The organism is Pseudomonas sp. GW-45, assembly GCF_056896675.1.
The window spans coordinates 3,707,933-3,726,158 of sequence record NZ_CM167674.1; the positions used below are offsets into that span (position 1 = coordinate 3,707,933).

At 55.1% G+C, this 18,226-nt stretch carries 14 protein-coding genes; 5 read left to right on the forward strand and 9 right to left on the reverse strand.

Translation table 11 applies throughout. The annotated features are described in order from the left end of the window. Positions 1–53: 53 nt before the first annotated feature. Positions 54–1,076: an ABC transporter substrate-binding protein gene (locus AC1XYH_RS17490; protein WP_483324393.1), complete on the reverse strand. Its 1,023-nt coding sequence runs from the start codon at positions 1,074–1,076 to the stop codon at positions 54–56. Between the two features lie 360 nt (positions 1,077–1,436). On the opposite strand from AC1XYH_RS17490, the gene AC1XYH_RS17495 reads away from it, so the two are divergent. Together AC1XYH_RS17495 and AC1XYH_RS17500 are read left to right on the forward strand one after the other, a co-directional pair. After that, positions 1,437–2,639 (forward strand): amidohydrolase/deacetylase family metallohydrolase, encoded by a 1,203-nt coding sequence (locus AC1XYH_RS17495; protein ID WP_483324394.1) that lies wholly within the window; start codon positions 1,437–1,439, stop codon positions 2,637–2,639. Further along, complete coding sequence (locus tag AC1XYH_RS17500) at positions 2,636–3,505, forward strand: rubredoxin (RefSeq protein ID WP_483324395.1); 870 nt, start codon at positions 2,636–2,638, stop codon at positions 3,503–3,505. Before AC1XYH_RS17495 ends, AC1XYH_RS17500 begins: the two co-directional genes overlap by 4 nt. A gap of 737 nt (positions 3,506–4,242) precedes the next feature. Here AC1XYH_RS17500 and AC1XYH_RS17505 read toward each other — a convergent pair. The 3 genes from AC1XYH_RS17505 to wrbA form a co-directional block, all read right to left on the reverse strand. Beyond that, positions 4,243–5,634, reverse strand: coding sequence for an amidohydrolase family protein (locus AC1XYH_RS17505; protein ID WP_483324396.1), 1,392 nt, complete (start codon positions 5,632–5,634; stop codon positions 4,243–4,245). A gap of 80 nt (positions 5,635–5,714) precedes the next feature. After that, entirely contained in the window at positions 5,715–6,776 is a 1,062-nt protein-coding gene (locus AC1XYH_RS17510; RefSeq protein ID WP_483324397.1) for an ABC transporter substrate-binding protein, read from the reverse strand. A gap of 322 nt (positions 6,777–7,098) precedes the next feature. Continuing rightward, entirely contained in the window at positions 7,099–7,755 is a 657-nt protein-coding gene (wrbA, locus tag AC1XYH_RS17515) for an NAD(P)H:quinone oxidoreductase (protein WP_483324398.1), read from the reverse strand. A gap of 150 nt (positions 7,756–7,905) precedes the next feature. Between wrbA and AC1XYH_RS17520 the strand changes: the two genes are divergently transcribed. Beyond that, positions 7,906–8,877, forward strand: a complete 972-nt coding sequence (locus tag AC1XYH_RS17520) for an isopenicillin N synthase family dioxygenase (RefSeq protein WP_483324399.1) — start codon at positions 7,906–7,908, stop codon at positions 8,875–8,877. Then, a complete protein-coding gene (locus AC1XYH_RS17525) occupies positions 8,870–9,613 on the forward strand; it encodes an alpha/beta fold hydrolase (RefSeq protein ID WP_483324400.1) in 744 nt (247 codons plus the stop codon). Before AC1XYH_RS17520 ends, AC1XYH_RS17525 begins: the two co-directional genes overlap by 8 nt. A 69-nt stretch (positions 9,614–9,682) precedes the next feature. Here AC1XYH_RS17525 and AC1XYH_RS17530 read toward each other — a convergent pair whose 3' ends face one another. From AC1XYH_RS17530 to AC1XYH_RS17540, 3 genes are all read right to left on the reverse strand, one after another. Beyond that, positions 9,683–10,669 (reverse strand): ABC transporter substrate-binding protein, encoded by a 987-nt coding sequence (locus AC1XYH_RS17530; protein ID WP_483324401.1) that lies wholly within the window; start codon positions 10,667–10,669, stop codon positions 9,683–9,685. 25 nt (positions 10,670–10,694) lie between these two features. Further along, a complete protein-coding gene (locus AC1XYH_RS17535) occupies positions 10,695–11,624 on the reverse strand; it encodes an isopenicillin N synthase family dioxygenase (RefSeq protein WP_483324402.1) in 930 nt (309 codons plus the stop codon). A gap of 659 nt (positions 11,625–12,283) precedes the next feature. Continuing rightward, on the reverse strand, positions 12,284–13,240 hold the full coding sequence (locus AC1XYH_RS17540; RefSeq protein WP_483324403.1) for an isopenicillin N synthase family dioxygenase: 957 nt from the start codon (positions 13,238–13,240) through the stop codon (positions 12,284–12,286). A 437-nt stretch (positions 13,241–13,677) separates the two neighbouring features. On the opposite strand from AC1XYH_RS17540, the gene AC1XYH_RS17545 reads away from it, so the two are divergent. Then, a complete protein-coding gene (locus AC1XYH_RS17545) occupies positions 13,678–15,045 on the forward strand; it encodes an 8-oxoguanine deaminase (protein ID WP_483324404.1) in 1,368 nt (455 codons plus the stop codon). 496 nt (positions 15,046–15,541) lie between these two features. Here AC1XYH_RS17545 and AC1XYH_RS17550 read toward each other — a convergent pair whose 3' ends face one another. Both AC1XYH_RS17550 and AC1XYH_RS17555 read right to left on the reverse strand, forming a co-directional pair. Beyond that, positions 15,542–16,309 carry a hypothetical protein gene (locus AC1XYH_RS17550; protein ID WP_483324405.1) on the reverse strand — a complete coding sequence of 256 codons (768 nt, stop codon included), beginning with the start codon at positions 16,307–16,309 and terminating at the stop codon, positions 15,542–15,544. 604 nt (positions 16,310–16,913) lie between these two features. Then, entirely contained in the window at positions 16,914–17,915 is a 1,002-nt protein-coding gene (locus tag AC1XYH_RS17555; protein WP_483324406.1) for a hypothetical protein, read from the reverse strand. Positions 17,916–18,226: the final 311 nt, after the last annotated feature.

Sequence of the window (18,226 nt, forward strand, 5' to 3'; positions counted from 1 at the left end):
GGTTCAGCAATCAGCAGGTGGTTGAAAAACGCAGGTGATTTTTCAATTGCCTGTCAGGGCAGAACAGGTTCCTTGGGCAGGAAATCCAGGTTATAGACGTCGTGGATATCCAGGTCTTCGCTGACCAGACCGGCTGTCAGCATGAAATCGTGGATTTTCGCCCAGCGCGCGTCAGTCATTACGCCGATGCCACCGGTAGCGGCGTCGCCGCCAGTAACCAGGTTATATGCGCGCATTTTCTCGATGCCGTAGGCGATCTGCTCGTCGGTCATTTCCGGATTGGCTTCCTGAATCAGCTTGTTGCCGGCTGCCGGATCCTTGAAGTAACTAGCCCAGCCTTCCATGCTCGCCTGCACGAAGCGGCGTACCAGATCCGGGTTTTCATCGATCATCTTGTCGGTGGTTTCGATGGTCGTGGCATAGGCTGGGTAGCCGTAGTCAGCCAAGAGGAACACGGATGGCTTCACGCCAGCTTTTTCCATCGCGAAGGGTTCTGACGACAGGTAGCCTTGCTGCACTATGCTCTCGTCAGCCAGGAAAGGCGCAATGCTGAAGGCGTATGGACGAATCATGTCGTCGGTGTAGCCGTACTTGGTTTTCAGCCAGGGCCAGAAGGTGGTGTTGGCGAAGGCAGCGATATAGACCGGCAGGCCTTCTTCTTTAATTTGTTCCAGCGACTTTACGTTAGGGTGCGCGATCAGTGCTTGAGGGTCACCCTGAAAAGCTGCGGCCACGGTTTTCACTGGCAAGCCCTGCTCCACAGCCTTGATGTTGCCTATCGGGTAACCCATGGAGAAGTCGCGCTTGCCGGCCACCAACAGCTGCATGCCGTTGACCTGCGGGCCACCCATCTCTATGGATACATCCAGGCCGTACTTCTCATAGATGCCGGTTGCCTTGGCTTGATAGAAACCACCGTGCTCCGCCTGGGCGAACCAGTTCGTGCCGAATACCACTTCATCCAGATCCGCTGCCATGACAGGAGCAGACAGGCTGCCGGCAATGGCTAATGAACCGGCCAGCACAGACAGGCAATGCTTGGCGGAAGAGATCAGGGGCTTACGTGTGTCGCGCATATCCATACTCCAGGTAATTTTATTTACTGACCATTTATTCAATATTTACTGGAGAGCAAGCAGCGTGCCACATGGCTACAACCGTTGCTTTTCCATTTCCTGATCAATTGGTCAGCAAATTTATGCACCGGATTGCGACGATTTCGCGTGCGACTGCACTCTGATTGAACACGTCTGGGGCGGATTGCCAGACTTATGCCGTATTTTTACTAGCTGGTACAAAATCTGCTAGGTAAGTAGGTAGGGAATTTCCGGGCTGAGAGAACCTCCTGGATCAGACTCCTGAGTCAAGATGACGCTCCTCTGTCATAACGCCGCCCTGGTGTACGGTTCTCGCCTTTCCGTGAAAGAGGAATAACCATGTCTGCGAAAAACGCATATCAGGTGTTGCAAGGCGGCCGCGTGCTTGACCCGGCTTCAGGGCTCGATGCCATAGCCGATGTTGTGGTGCAGGACGGCGCCATTGTTGAAGTGGGCGCCAACGCCGGGGCCAAATACCCCGGCGCGCAGGTGCGCGACGTTAGCGGCCACCTGGTAACCCCCGGCCTGATCGACATCCACACCCACTGCTATCCCGGCCTTGGCGACTTCTGCTTGCCGACCGATTTGATGGGCGTGGATTCCGGCGTACCCGTTATTGTTGACGCCGGTACTGCCAGCACCACCATTATTGAGTTAGCGCGCCGCGCAGTCATTGACCATCCGGACACCAAGACCAAGGTGCTGGCGCTGATGGATCCGTCGCAGATCTATCTGGCGAATAAGACCTTTATCTGCCATTACCTGCGTATCGCCGACGATGAGCGCAATATCGACATTGAGTCGGCCAAGCAGGTGATCGACGCTAACCGCGATGTGATTGTTGGTTTCAAGGTGCGCCCGACCATCACTACCAATCCAGACCGTTCGCCCTTCCTGGATGCGGCGCATGAAATTGCCGGCGACCTGCCGATCATGATTCATCTAGGTTCCTTCCCGCACACGCCCGTGCTGGACACTAACAAGCTGCTGTATCAGCTGCGCGAAGGCGACATCATTACGCACGCCTGTCGTGGCGGCGGTGGCCAGCTGGACGACAAGGGTGAGCCGACCAAACCGTTCATTGATGCTTACGAGCGCGGCGTGTTGCTGGATATCGGCCACTCCGCCGGTGACTTTCACTTCCGCACAGCGCGCCGCATGATCGAGCGCGGCTTTATGCCTAACACCATTTCTACCGACTTGAACGTGTTCAACGTGGATGGGCCGGTGTTCTCACTGTCGACCACCATGTCGAAGATCTGGGCGCTGGGCGTGCCTTTGATTGATGTGATCAAGATGAATACCGTGAACGCCGCCAAGTCGATCCAGCGCAGTGAGTTGTATGGCGAGCTGAGCGTGGGTCGTTCGGCAGAAGTCAGCGTGCTGCGTATTGAAGAAGGCCCGGTCAAGTTGTCCGACGGGCATGAAACCATCGAAGCCAGTCGCCGGTTGCGCGCAGTAGGTTGTTTGCGCGGCGGTGTGTGGCACGACGCAGTGCATGACCTGAAAGGCGTGACGGCGGAACTGCAGGAGGCGGTATGAGTATGCTCGCAGAAAGCGGCGCGCCGACGCTGGACTCGACGCAGTTCTATGATCAGTTGGTTGCTGATTTGACCGCACGGCGTGACGAGTTGTCAGAAGCGGAGAAAAGCTTCGGCGGTTATGCACCGCTGGGCCGTGAGGAGCTCATCGAGTGGCTGCAGTTCCAGTGCTGGTATGAACGTGAAGCGGCTGGTTTCGTCGGTTCATGGCTGCGTGACACGCCGGAGTCAGAGGTGTTTATCGGGCTTTGTCGTCAGGTTGCGGATGAGGGCAAACACTACAAGCTGTTGCTTTCGCATCTAAAGTCCCTCGGTGCCTCGATGGACGGCTGGCAACCTGAGCCAGAATGGGTGGCTTGGGTCAGCGAGTTCTACGCCGCAGGCGATGACACGTTGGAACGGGTGGCAGCGCATAACATCACCGGCGAGTTGGGCGCGATGAATGCCTTTGAAGGGCTATTGCCTCGGATCCCGGTTGCCACCCAGCAAATGCTCGGCAAGATCATCCCCGATGAGAAGTTTCACGTTTCACTTGGCCGCATGGCAGTGCAGCGTTTTGCAACTACAGCGGACCGTCAGCAGCGGGTCACCAAGCGCGCCTGGGACGCCTTTGAGCTGGAGCAAAAAGGCCGCTTGGCGTTTGAGCGACGTTTGCGTGAAAAGGGGGTTGTGACTGAGGCCGCGCCGGTCATGTTTGAAGATAAACCGCAGTGGGTCTGTCAGGTGTGTGGCTGGATCTATGACGAAACCTTCGGTGATCCGGAATCTGGCATAGCGGCGGGCACGCGTTTCGAGGATATCCCGGATGACTGGGTGTGCCCGGAGTGTTTGGTGACCAAGGATGATTTTGTATTGCTCAGTGTGTGAGTGAGCGGGAATAAAAAAGGCGGCCTGCGGGCCGCCTTTTTTGTTGCTGTGGGCGCTCGGCCAGGAACGTATTTAGGGGCTGCTGCGTTTTTTGGAAGGTCCAGTTCCCTCTCGGCCAGCGCTATCTGCTGCACCACCGCTGGCCGGGATGGAACCAGGCCTTCCATAACCCCGAGAGCCCCGTTCTGATCGTACCCATGCTCTGCGTCTACTCGTTCGTTTCTTTGTTTATTTCTGTGCAGATGGATAATCCGTTTTCGCCTTTACGGCGAGCCAAGGTGGGCCGCTTGCCCGGCCCCCCTTAGCAATCCCCCGGGGCACCCGACTACACGGCCCTTCGGGTTCGCTGCGTTGCTCGGTCTGGCGGGGCCCTGCGGAACTCGCTTCGCTCAGACAGTCCTCGGGCTATTTCCCGCCAGCTCTGCGCTACTCGCCCGCGTAAACGGGATCGGGGTTTGTGCCGGCTGGGAGGGAAAATCTAGGCTCATTGATCGTTCACACGCTCCGGCGTGGGAACGCCGTCTTCGACGCTCCGCACCCTTCTTGGTGACCGGCGCCGCGCGTGCCGCCTTTAGTCGGCGTGAAACTCGCATTTTCCAGGGGCGGCTGGTTTGGTTGTGCGTTTCCTGGGAAGGTCGAGTTCCATCTCGGCCATCGGCATAAGCTTTACCACTGCTGGCCGGGATGGAACCCGGCCCTCCCAGAGGCGCTGTGCGGGGGTATGGTACCGGCGTGTATTACAACGGCGACAACGCTCCATCTTCATGCTCTGCTAACCAGGCAGCGCGTCGTTCTAGTAGCGCACGGCAGGCGTGTTCGGCGTCGTTCATGTACCGCGGCAGGTCGCCGTTGAGCAGTTGCTGGTCCTGCATCACAATGCGGCCGGCTACCATGGTCATGCTGACGTCGCCGCCCAGCGCGCCGTGCACTAGGTTGTGGTGCACGTTCATGAAGGGACCGTCGGTGAGGAAGGGCGTCATTCGAGGTGTATCGGCACGAACGGCGATGATGTCGGCTTGTTTGCCGGGTTCTAGCGAGCCGATCTGATCTTGCATACCGATGGCGCGGGCACCTTCGATAGTAGCACTGCGCAGCACGTTCCAGGCGCCATAGGCGGCGGCGTCCATGCAGCGTAATTTGGCCAGCAGCGAGGCGATTTTTATCTCCTCGAGCATGTCCAGATTGTTGTTCTCTTTCTCGCCGTCGGTACCGATACCCACCGCGACACCGGCGGCTATCAGCTGCTCAATCGGCGCTGAACCGCTGGCCAGTTTCATGTTGCTCGACGGATTGTGCGCGACGCCGATGTTCTTCTCCGCGAGCAGGGCAATTTCGTCTTCATCCAGCCACACGCAATGTGCCAGCAGCACTCGCTCCGGCTCCAGCAGGCCCAGGCTTTCCAGTGCACGGATGGGGCTACAACCGAAGCGTTTCATGGCTTCGGCAATTTCCGCCTCGGCTTCGTTAGAGTGGGTGTGCAGGCCGGTGTTGTAGCGCTCGCACATGGCGACCGCACGGCGGCAGGCCTCTGGCGTAGCGTAGTACATGTGCTCCAGCCCGACCCAGACGTTGATGCGACCATCGGCTTTACCGTGCCATTGCTGAATCAATGCTTCGTTGTCATCCAGGGTGTCGAAATAATCATAGCCCTCGGCTTCGCCGACGTAAGGCACCATGACGACGCGATTGCCTAGCGCTTCGGCGGCACGCGCAGAACCGGCCATGTGGCGCCACATATCCACTGAGGTGGTGGTGCCTGACAGCAGGCTTTCGGAGTAACACAGCCAGGAGGCGATTTCTGCATCCTCAGCAGTGAGTACGCGGTGCATGGGGTCGATAAACAAGCGTAGCCAATCCCATACTGGCAAGTCTTCGGCGGTACCGCGCAAGAAGCCGGAATGGCTATGGGTATTGATCAGGCCGGGCATCAGCACGGCGCGACCATAGTCGTGGCGTTCAGCATCCGGTGCCAGTGCAATGATCTCGGCCTGTGTGCCGACCGCGATGATCGCCTGACCTTCGACCAGTACGGCACCGTTGTTGATCACGACATTGTCGGGCGTCATGGGGAGCAAGGTTTCGGCGATCAGCACCTGTTGCTTGCTGCTCGCTGTGACCGGGTTGTGCATGGGGTATTGCCTCTGAATGGAGTGCTTTTAAATGAACTCAGGCCCGACGCACAGGTGTGCGCCGGGCCTGTTGAGGGGCTTTACTTGACAGCGTCGGGATACTTGGCCATCAGCGCCTTGATGTCGTCGGAGTTGATGAATTCGGTGGTGAATGCCTTGGTGTAATCAGTGTCGGGCTCGACCAGACCGATGCTTTTTAGCTGATCACTGGCGGCTTTCCAACGTGCGTCGTTCATTGTGCCGATGCCACTTTCAAGAGCGTCACCGGAGGCGACGATGCCGCGCTCGGTCATCTTCTCGAACGAGTATGCCAATTGCTCGGGCGTCTGATTGGCGTCCAGGGTGTTGATCACCTGATTGGTTTCGCTAGGATCGCTTAGATAGCGATACCAACCTTCAACCGAGGCGTTGACGAAGTTTTGTACGCGCTCCGGATGGTTCTTAACCATATCGGTCGTGGTGACGATCAGCGTTGAGTAGGACTGCCAGCCGAAGTCGGATAGCAAAAACAGGTTGGGATCGATACCGGCCTGCTGCACGACAAAAGGTTCTGAGGTGATATAGCACTGCTGGGTCAGGCCGGTGTCAGCGATAAACGGGCCCATCTGAAAGGTATACGGGCGTACCTGCTCATCGGAGTAGCCGTACTTTTGCTTCAGCCAGGGCCAGAAGGACTGGTGCGCGTCCTGTGAAAGCAGAATGGGCTCGCCTTTGAGATCTTCTAGGCTGTCGTGACCAACGCCCTTGTGGGTCATGATGGCCTGCGGATCTTTCTGGTACATCGAGGCAACTGCCACTATGGGCAGGCCTTCTTCGATGGCCTTGAGAATTTGCCCGCTGGAGTGCAGGACAACAAAATCGGCGCGACCGGCGAGCAACAGTTGCAGGTTGTTAACCTGTGGGCCGCCGGGCTGCTGATCCACTTCCAATCCGTACTTCTCGTAGGTGCCATCGGAAGCCGCTTGATACCAGCCACCATGTTCGGCCTGCGGAAACCAGTTGGTGCGGAAGCTCACTTTCTCTAAGGCCGAAGCGCTAATTGGTGCGGCCAGCGTGATAGCGCCAAGCAGCAACGCGCCGGCGGTTTTGGTCAGGGCGCGTACGCCTCTGAGAGAGTTGTTTGCTGGTAGTACTTTGTTCATCAATTACCCCTGCTTTGTGATTGGTCTTAAGTTGGGCGGGCGTTGATGGAGCCTGAATCAGACTCAGTTGTTCATTGCGATGAACTTGTTGTTCTTCCAGCGAATAAACTGACCGGATAATCAGTTTTTCGATGACGTAGCAAACCCTGTAGCAATAGCTATGCCATGGCGCTTTTCTGGCTTGATTGGTATTTCCTGAACAAAGAGTCAGCAAATTAGTTGCACTGCATTGCAGCATTTTCTGCGCAGTTGCACTGCAAAGAGACAAGATATGACGTTGCCGCCGGGCGATATGGAGTGCCCCGGCGGCGGCTCAAGGGGATTAGTGCGACGGCCCGGCGGCCAGGTCTACGGAAGAGGGTTCAGGAACTATTTGGCCGGCAATGCGCGCCACGCGCGCGCCCAATGCGCGGGCGATTGCCAGCTCACCGGCATCTACTCCCAGGCTACCGTCAAACCCGGTCACGGCGGAGGCACCATAGGGCGAGCCACCGCTGCGGGTATGCACCAATTCCGGCACGCTATGCGGCACGCCAGCCAGCAACATGCCGTGTTGCAGGAACGGCAACAGCAGGTTGAGCAGGGTCATTTCGTTACCCGAATGCATGCCGCCCGTGGAGGTAAAAGCCGCGCCCACCTTGCCGATCAGCGCACCCTGGCGCCAAAGAGGGGCGATTTCATCTATAAAAGCGCGTAACGGAGTGCTCATTAAGCCGTATCGTGTTGGTGAGCCCCAGATGATGCCAGTGGCCCACTCCAAGTCGGCGGCGCGAGCCTGTTTCAGGTCGCGATACTCGGCCTGCGCTGCGATGAAATCGGCGCGCTCGGTATCTACGCTGAACTCGGGTTCGCTGAGCTCTACGCGAAGCAGCCGTACCTCTGCCTGCTCGCTAGCGGCGCCCTCGGCGATGGCTTTGGCCAGCGACAGAGTGCTGCCGTACCTTGAGTCGACAACTATGCTGATGCGGGACGGATTCATGACTTCTCCTAGGTTAATCAAGGCGCTGTTGATCGCAACAACGACTAAGACTGCGGGTATGTTCAGGTTGGCATGCAATATGAATACCTGACCAGTTGGACAGCTACTAATTTTTTACGCCCATCCCAATGCAGAGGAGGTCATTTGACCATGGCGGCACAAGAGTTTTCCCCGGCAGATTCCCTGCCGATCATTGATCTGACCGCGATGCACAACGGCACAGCTGCGGATAAGGCCGCCGTCGGTCAGGCTTTGCGTCAGGCCTGCGAGCACACTGGTTTCTTTTACATCAGCGGGCATGGCATCGACTCTGCATTGATCGAGCGGGTGTTTGCGCAATCACGGCAGTTTTTTGCCCAACCGATGGATGCCAAGTTGGAGACCGACAAGGCGTTGTCGAAGGCCAATCGCGGTTATGAAAAGCTAGGTGGCCAAACTTTGGAGCCGGGCATGCCGCCGGATTTGAAAGAAGGCTTCTACATTGGCGAAGAGCTAGCCGAAGATCACCCCAGGGTGCTCGCTGGCCGTTTCAATCAGGGGCCTAATCAATGGCCAGCGCAGTTGCCTGCGTTTCAACCTGCAATGCAGGATTACTACACAGCTATGCTGGCGCTGAGTGAGCGCATCATGGCGGGGCTGGCGTTGTCGCTTGATTTGCCAGAGGACTTCTTTGCTGACTTCTGCGAAGAGCCGCTCTGTACTTTGCGGTTACTGCACTATCCGCCGCAACCATCCAAGCCGCTGCCAGGTGAAAAAGGCTGCGGCGCGCACACTGATTTTGGCGGTATTACCATCCTGTTGCTGGATGACAAACCCGGCCTGCAGGTATGGGATGCCAAAGGTGAAAGCTGGATCAACGCCAAGCCTATCCCCGGGACCTTCGTGGTAAACCTCGGTGACATGATCGCGCGCTGGACCAACGATCTATATCGCTCCACCTTGCATCGGGTGGTCAACACCTCGGGTGCTGAGCGCTACTCTGTGCCGTTCTTTTACAGCGGTGCACCGTCGCATGAAGTGCGCTGTTTACCGGTATGTTTGCAAGATGGCGAAGCAGCCAAGTATCCCGCCACCACCGTAGAGGAGCATTTGCAGGAAATGTATCGGAGGACCTATGTCTGAGCAGCCGACCTTTGTTTTGATTCACGGTGCCTGGGCCGCCAGTTGGGTGTGGGATAGTTTGCGCACGGTGCTGGAAGGCCAAGGTTACGCAGTAATCACACCGGATATGCCTGGTAACTCGCGTAATCCGGCATCGCCAGAGCAGATCAACATGCAGGGCTGTGTCAGCCATGTGCAAGCCTGTTGCGCGGGGGTCACAGGGCCGCTGTTGATCGTTGGGCATTCTGGCGGCGGCGTGGTCGCCACCCAGGTGGCTGAAGTGATGGCCGAGCAGGTAGCGGGTATCGCTTACATCGCCGGTATGATGCTGCCGTCTGGCCTGGGCTTTGCTGAGCTGGCTGATGAGGTTCAGAAGACCCAGCCAGAAGCTGCAGGTATTTGGCCTTATCTGGAATGGAGTGAGGATCGGCAGTCTTCTACCGTCCCACCGCAGGCCGTCTGCGATGTGTTTTTACAAGACTTGCCACCTGAGTTGGCGATGGCGGCGGCACAGCGCTTTTGTGCGCAACCGGAAGGCACTCGTGCTCTGGTTGCCGAGTGGAGTGCTGAACGTTTTGGTCAACTGCCACGTTTGTATATCGAAGCGCAGCAGGACAAATCCGTAGTGCTCTCGGTGCAGCGTCGCATGCAGCAACTGACCCCTGGCGCTAAGGTGGTGAGTCTGCAGACAGGCCACGTACCCCAAGTAACCGCGACGCAGGTGGTGGCCGATGCTCTGTTGAGCTTCGCCCGCTGACTAACGCAGTAATACCATCGTAGAAACAACAAGGGCGCCCGTAGGCGCCCTTGTTGTTTGGCCTGTGGCTTACTCTGAGTAGAGTGTGCGCACAAAGCGCAGGTCAAAGGCTTTCTGCCAGTCCAGATCAGCCGGAACGGTCTCGGCTTTTACCATGTCGGTAAAGAACGACTGCCAATGGGCTTCGGTCATATTGCCGTATTTACCGCCCTCTGCATCGCCAGCCAGCAGGATATTATCTTCCTGCAATTTAGCGATGCTGTAGGCAAGCAGGTCGTCCTGCATTTCAGGGTTATCTTGCTTTATCAAGGCGTTGGCTGCTGCTGGGTCCTTGAAGTAAGCAGCCCAACCTTCTGCTGTAGCCGTGACCATGGCTTGCACTACTTCGGGGTTTTCATCGACCATTTTCTGAGTTACATCTAGCGTGCAAGAGTAAGCACCCCAGCCATAGTCGGCCAGCAGCAAGCTCTTACCTTTGATGCCTGCCTTGTCGAGAAAGTAACCATCGTTGGTGATATAGCCTTGCTGAACTGCTTCAGGGTCAGCGATGAACGGCCCCAGGCTGTAATCGTATGGGCGTAGCTGATCGTCACTGAAACCGAACTCCGCTTTCATCCATGGCCAGTAAGCAACACGGCCGGCGGTTGGCATGCGAATGCCTTTGCCTTCCAAGTCCGCTAATGTATCTACGCCTGCGCCTTCGTGAACTATCAGTGTCTGAGGGTCTTTTTGGAACCATGCCGCAACCGTCAGCATAGGAATTTCTTGCTTAACGGCGTTAAAGGATTGCAGCGCATAGCCCATACTGAAATCAGTCTTGCCGGCCATCAACAACTGCACATTATTGACCTGTGGACCGCCCATCTTGATGGTGACGTCCAGACCGTGCTGCTCATAGATGCCGGCGGCTTTAGCCGCATAAATACCGCCATGCTCGGCTTGTGCATACCAAGTGGTAGTAACGGTGACGGGGGTTAATTCTGCGGCGCTGGTGGTAGCTGCGGTGAAGCCTAGCGCGAGCGCCAAGCCGGTTAATTTTAAGTATTTGTGTTGCATGGGTAAGGCTCCTGTTATTGGCAAATCAATAGGTCGCATTCAAGCGTTCTAGTAAGTGTGCTCCGGCGCTGATCGGGGCGTAGCGCGGTGGATTTTCGGTATCGCTGCACGTGCTGATGCAGCGGATATCGGCTGAGTGATTGGGATGGCAAAAAAACGCAATAGAGTGGCGGTCGCGTTCTGTGGTCGTGAGGTTGACCCGGTGTGGGGTGGAGCAAAACACGTGATTGGTCCAGCGTTGCATCAGGTCGCCGGTATTAACGACCACAGTCCCTGGAATTGGCGTGGCAGCAATCCATTCGCCAGCGCGGGTCCGCACTTCCAGACCACCTGCATCGTCCTGAAACAGCAAGGTGATGCTGCCGTAGTCAGTGTGCTCGCCAGCGCGGCTTTCACCGCCTTGCGCGCTAAAACCTTCAGGAAGCGCGGGATAGTGCAGCAGTCTCAAGGTGTGGTGATGGTGGTCATGCGCGCTGACGAAAAAATTCTCGGGTTGTTGCAATGCAATAGCGAAGGCTTGCAGTACGCGGTCTGCGGTGGCGACACACTGCTGTAGAAAACTCTCCATCTGTGGACGGAAGGCGGGTAGCTCGCTTGGCCAAAGATTGGGCGCACTATCGACGCTGTCTGGAGCGAGATTGAAGGCTTCCTTGAGGTCGCCCGGTTTGCTGGGGTCTAACCGTTCGCGGCGTACGCCCACATATCCACGATTACTCTCGGCGTTCTGCCAAGCGACGGCTTGTTTGGCGTCGTCAGAGAGCTCAAAAAGGGCTTTTGAGTCAGCAAATGCTTGTCGCAAGCTGGCTTCAGGCATGCCGCAACCCGCCAAATAAAAGAAGCCCCAGTCGCTGCTGGCTTGGCGCATTTTGGCTGCAACTGCTTGGCGCTCAGCCTCAGTGCCGTTAATAAAAGGGGAGAAATCGATAACCGGGATCGACGCTTGATGCTCTGCCATACTCATGTCTCCTACAGGTTCACGTGAAGCAGCTAACCGCGTGCTTCATCGCACGGGGCCCCTGGTTTAGCCTTCGAACCCGTGAGTAGGGCGACATGACTCATAACCTGACCAGATAATCAGTTATTGAAAAGCAAGGCCCGTGCCAGCTGTTTAAGAGAACAGGCGTGAGGTTGGACAAATCCCTTACATTGAAAGCTCGGTGCATGTGGTTTTTGGGGTGCAGGCTTGACGCTTCGGCTTGAGACCCCTGTTGCGCTGGCGCTTGGCATTGCGGGGGTACAGTGCGGGTGGTTTCCGGCACGGGTACGAGATCTAGCGGGTTGCGCTGTTATTGATAGTAACTATCTGCTCTTAGAATGAAGCGTCCGCAGGGTTGGTACGCATTAGCCGGGCTGGGTGTGCGGCATGCTCCAGTTAGGTGCAATGTTGCGCTGAAATGGGACGGTTCAGCGTGTGATTGGCGCTCGCACCGTTGCGTTGTGCGCCGCAGGTGTTTTTCTGTCCGTTCGGTCAATTAATCTGCGTGACTAGGATTTTGCTGCGCGGTGTCGAGCGATTAAGCACCCAACGTGGTTACCTGACGTTGGGTTTATCGCTTTCACTATTGGCACGGATCACAGTATTGAAATGACACGCTAACCGTTTACTAGCGCGGTTTATGTTGCCTCGGTTTCTACGCGGTGGTCATAAGTCGCGTTGAGACGATAGGCCAAGTAATCGCCGCAACTGATTGGCGGATACTTGGGTTGTTCGGTTGGCACTACATCACGGGGATCGACCATAGAGTCAGGATCAACCGAAAGGAAGAAAGCGAGGGAGTAACGCTCTTGCTCTGGAGCCTTTACACGGTGAGGCGTTGAAACATAAGTATCGTTGCACCAACGCATCAGGCAGTCGCCGATATTACAGACGAACGCACCGGGAATATGGGGCGCGTCGATCCATTGGCCCTGGCGTGTAGCCACCTGCAAACCAGCGACCTTATCAGTGGCTAGCAGGGTCAAGTTGCCATAATCCGTGTGAGTGCCAGCCCCAGCATCTTCGCGGGCGCCATGCTCATCGCTAGCCGGATATCGCAGCATTCGTAGCGTCGCGATAGGCTCATTGAGGTGAGCGTCAAAAAAGTTTTCGGCTAGGCCAAGATCGATTGCAAAGCCGCGATGAATTAGCCGGCCAAGGTTCAGGCAAGCCTGGTAATACCCCAGCATATCGGCTCGCCAGCCCTCAACCGTCGGCCAGAAATTAACCCCGCGAAAGGGTTTCCCGGCGAGGACGTCCGGATGGTCCGCCGGGAAGTCAGTGCCAATATTGAAGGCTTCTTTCATGTCCGCGCCCGCGTCCGGGTTGAGCTTCTCATCAGCCATGGCCACGTAGCCGCGATCGTGTGGCGAGAGCTTGATTGATAACGACTGCTTGGTTTCTAGCGGCAGCTCAAAAAACGACTTTGCATTACTGAAAGCGCCAGCCATTACCTGCTCTGCAATACCGTGGTCGATAGCATAGAAAAAGCCAACCTCGCGACACGCTTTGCCCAGCTCTGCGGCAGTAGCGGAGCGGATAGCAGGGTTTTCGCTGTTTAAGCCAGCGATCGAAATAATGGGTAGCGATGTCATGTCATCTCCCTGTGGTGTACATGATGTATTGAGGTACGCAGGCGCGGAACTGTCCCGCCTGCCTAAAAAAGTCGAGTAATTGCGTTGGTAATCGCTGACCGGCAATCTGTGTCTCCTGCCTTTTTCCAAGCGCGAGAGTCACGTAGCTGAATGCCGGATTTAGCCTTCCATATAGGCATTGGAATGGCATGCCAAATTACCTGACCAAATAATCAGTTATTGAAAAGCAAGGCGCGTGCCAGTGATTAATAAAAGGCGCTGATCAATGTGCGTGTGCTCTGGTTTTGAGCTTTGTGTGATTGTTAATGCGCGTATTATGGGCAATGACGTGGCTGGTGAGCGTATTTAACATCGGTTTTAGCGGCCTCATAATTGCATGCTTTGGCTGTGAATATTTTCTGTCCTAATGGTCAATTAATCTGAATAAGGGTTTTGAAATGACAGCAACTCTGCTGCTGAAAAATGCATTGGTCATCGGCACTATGGATGACCAGTTGCGTGAGCTGGCCAACGCATCAGTATTCATCCGGGGCAATAAGGTTGAGGCCGTTGGCCCCGCAAGCGAGCTGCCAAGTGAGGCTGATAAAGTCATCGACATGACCGGCCACGTGCTGATCCCTGGCCTGATCAACACCCACCACCACATGTTCCAGTCGCTGACCCGCGCCCTGCCCGCCGCGCAGAACGCTGAGCTGTTCGACTGGCTGACCGCGCTCTTCCCTGTCTGGCAGAACATCACCCCGCAGATGCAGCGCGCCGCTACCCGCACCGCGATGGCGGAGCTGATGTTGTCAGGGTGCACCACTGCAGCGGATCACGCCTACCTGTATGTGAATGGCACCCGGCTGGATGACAGCGTGCGAGCCGCAGAGGAAATGGGCATGCGCTTTCACGCCGTGCGCGGCGCCATGAGCCTGGGCCAGAGCCAGGGCGGGCTGCCGCCGGATGCACTGGTCGAGCAGGACGAGCAGGCAATTCTCAAGGAAATGCAGCGCGTGGTCGAAGAGCTGCACGACAGCACCCCCGACGCCATGATCAAAGTCGCGCTCGGCCCCTGCTCACCCTTCACCGTGACCACCGACCTGATGCGCGAAGGCGCGGCGCTGGCACGCTCCTGCGGCGTGGGATTGCACACGCACACCGCTGAGAACGTAAAAGACCTAGCCTTCAGCAAAGAGCGCTACGGCATGACCCCCACCGAGTACACCGAGTCGGTCGGCTGGGTCGGGCCAGACGTTTGGCACGCGCACTGTGTACATCTGGATGACCCGGGTATTGCCCTGTTCGCCCGCACCGGCACCGGCGTCGCGCACTGCCCCTGCTCCAACATGCGTCTGGCCTCGGGCATCGCGCCTATTCGCAAGATGCGCGATGCAGGTGTGAAGGTCGGGCTGGGGGTAGACGGCAGCGCTTCGAACGACACCAACAACCTGCTCGACGAGACGCGTCAGGCGATGCTGTCGGCGCGGGTCCGTGATGAAAACCCTGGCGCGATGAGTGCACGTGAAGCGCTATATATCGCCACCCGTGGCGGTGCTGAGGTATTGGGTCGCGAGGACGTGCTGGGCCGTATTCAGCCGGGGTACTGCGCAGACATCATCGCTTTCCGTACGGATGATATCGCCATGGCGGGTGCGCTGGTTGATCCGCTGGCGGCGCTGGTTTTTTGCACGCCGCAGCGGGTGGCGCACAGCATCATTAATGGGCGGCAGGTGATTGAGGATGGGCGGCTTTTGACGCGCGAATTACCGCTGATTATCGAAGAGCATAATGTGTTGGCGCGGGAGTTGGTGTTGGGGAAATAGGTGGCGCTGGGCGCGCTGGCTGCCGACAAACTGGCTAATAGCTAAGCGGCTGATGACTGATCGTTCCCACGCTCCAGCGTGGGAATGCATACCTCGACGCTCAGCGTCCGTCTCGCGCTGCTGCGGCTTGTTCAAGTCAGCCTTTCGCCCTGATGGCGAGCGGGGGAAATGCATGGCCATTTCCCCCTGCACCCCCTAGGCCACCCCAACTACCCGGCCCTGCGGGTTCGCTGCGTTGCTCGGTCTGGCGGGGGCACTCGCAAACTCGCTTCGCTCAGACACCGCGAGCACCTTTTCCCGCCAGACCTGCGCTACTCGCCCGCGTAGACGGGGACTCTGGGTTCGAGTGGCGCTCAGCTGTTTTGCAAATACTTTACATCTTCAGAAAGACGTACCGAACCAGATGAGTATTCCTACAAACTAAGCGGTATCGGGTTTTTCGCATAAAGAGCTAAAATTCATCTGACCCGATTAATTATTCGTTCTTTCTTAGTCATCATTTGCGGCTCGCTTTTCGGTCTGAGCGAACTAGCTCGATACCACTTTCTAAGTCTAAGAGCAGTATGTTGTTCCCAAATGTATTCGTGTCGGGATCAACAACTGTGAAAATGTACGCGCCACCCGTCCTACCAACATATAGAGCATATGGGTTGCCCTTTAGGTAGGTTTGGCCACCTAATACTGAAGCGCAGTATGTCCCAAGCATCATCACGTATATCGAAAGAAAAAAGACGAGCGAGAAGGGCGCAAGCACATTCGTGCTAACAGCCTGCTTGATATTTAGCGGCTTTGCTTTAATCGTATTCGTATATCGTTCCTCTTGCTCGCTTAATCGCTCCATATATGACTTTCGCTCTCCTTCTTTCTGTGCCGGAGGCCAGAAATTAATTAGCCAAAGAAAGAGAAAAATTGCGCCACAGGCTAGCAGTTGCTTCACGCTAAATCGGTCCGTGGCCGAAAGAATAAATGGTAGAAAAATAACTACTCCAGCAAGGCCTTTCCCAATAATCTGTACTACTGGATTTTGCGACCTCAAAAAGTCGGCTACAGCTGCGAATAAAATGACTAAAAGCACTGCAGCAAGAGCCAAAGCCGTCATCGAGAAAATAATCTTAGGCACATCTACATCGACCATCGAGAAAGGGACGCCGAAGTAAGAAAAGTAGCTACCCTGAAAGAGGAACGCCATATACGTAGCAATGACTGGCACAAGAGCCAGCCAAGCATTTTCACTGAGCCGAAACTTGCCGTTGCTTGAGCTCATGATAGCTTGCGCGCCCTTAAGGAGCACAAGTCAAAAGCATCTCTGTTGATGTGATTGCTATGCATGTAAAGCGTCTCTACGAATCAATGTTTTGCTGTAGTTCACAGGTGGGTATTCGCAATGATTCTGGAAATACCACCACAATAACTGCCCCTCGGCTTCCAATAGCGTACTGCCAAACCGCTCATAAGGGCTAACAGCGATGGTGATAGGACCGTACCTGCTAATAATCGCTTCAAACTTTAGCCTATTCGCTTTAGAAGAGGCCTGTAGGCTCGCATGCTTGTAATATCGATGTTTGAAGCTGCCCTTAGTTTGGCCGATGTAAATTATCCTGCTTTCACCTGCGACCCTTGGAATGGGCTCGGTCGACAAGAATACATACAGAACCCCCCGCGCCTCGGAGGCCTCTATAGACCCGTATACAGCCTGAAAGGCTTCGGTGGATACGTCCCTGATATCTCCTGGAAGAAGCTTAAAGCCTTCTATTTCCTCGTAAAAATTTGTTCTATCTATCATCGTTGTACCGAACCTTTTGACGAGTAAAGCTTAGATTAATATTCATCTAACCCCAGTTATTCCATAATTTTCCTTCGTCTAACGCTCAGCTCACCGGCGCGAGGTCAGGAGCGTCCGCGTGGCACTTATTGTTAGATTCATGATTCCGCAGGAATATCGGATCTTTTCCAAGCCTATTTTCAATTTCAGTAGCATCCAGACTTTTTGCTAGCTCTAAATACGTACCTGCCTCATCCTCGGAACTCATGGACTTGTGAAGCCTTGCAATATTATAAAATGCAATAGCTTTAGACCTTTCGTGGATAGCTTCAATATCACTGATAACCTTTAAAACCGCAATAGTATCGATCTTTACGGCATCTTCACATTTCAAAGCTTCAGCAGCCAGCAGGTCTGCTTCAACCCAATACCTTCGGCTTGCGCTTGAGCTCAAATATTCTTTAGCTTTTTCGGGATAGCCATACATTGAAAGCGCTGATGCAATCTCGTGACGCTGTTCCCCGCCGATAGAGCGGCCAAGCACAAACATTTTAAATACTAAAGGGAGCGCTTTCCGGCCACGTTTCGTTGACATTAAGAAAGCGAAAATTCCTGCATATGCTGCAATTAAAGAAATGAATATTGGCGCTTTTTTATCGCCTTCGTTGTAACCAATTATTTTCCCAACTACTCCTTTCCCCCTGAGAGAGATTGAAGCGCCGCCTGACTGTGGTGAAGTAGCTCTATACAGAACGGAAACGTTAGCGCTCTCCCTTGGATTGAGCCCATCAATTTTCAAAGTAATGGAATTATCCCTGAGTTCTTTAGTATGCGAAATTGCGTTATCGATAGCTATGCGGGACCGCTCAATAACTTCACCGGAAAAACTGACTACGAAAACGATATCTTCAATTACTTTGTCGCCAGAATTTTTTATCTCAACCTGCTGGATGAACAAAGAATTGCTAGGCTCATCAAAAGGTATGCTCTGAATTGAGTTATAAGTAAGTTCTGATTTTTCCGTTTGCCACCAAAACAAGGTCATTCCGGTTAAAACGGTAACAAGCCCAGTAACAAGGGCTGTGGCAATAATAGATTTCCAGTTCATGACATACCCATATTTATGAATCTAACAGTTATTAGAACGAGGCAATTTAATATGCGGCATATCACCTTTGGCGCTCTCTTAATTTTCATTTATTATCATGCGACTATCGATATTAAACGCAAAAGTTTTGATATTAAACCGCGCGCGGTGTGGCACCGTTATGACCGATCGCACAGGATCCCGCATCAAGCGACGAGGTGCTTGGAAGGGTGAGATTGGGTATTAGATATGTATGGCATCCGTGCCTCTTGATGGGGTCTGCGAGAAGTGCAGTGATTTGATATTGCTACCACATTAGGAATTTGCCAAGC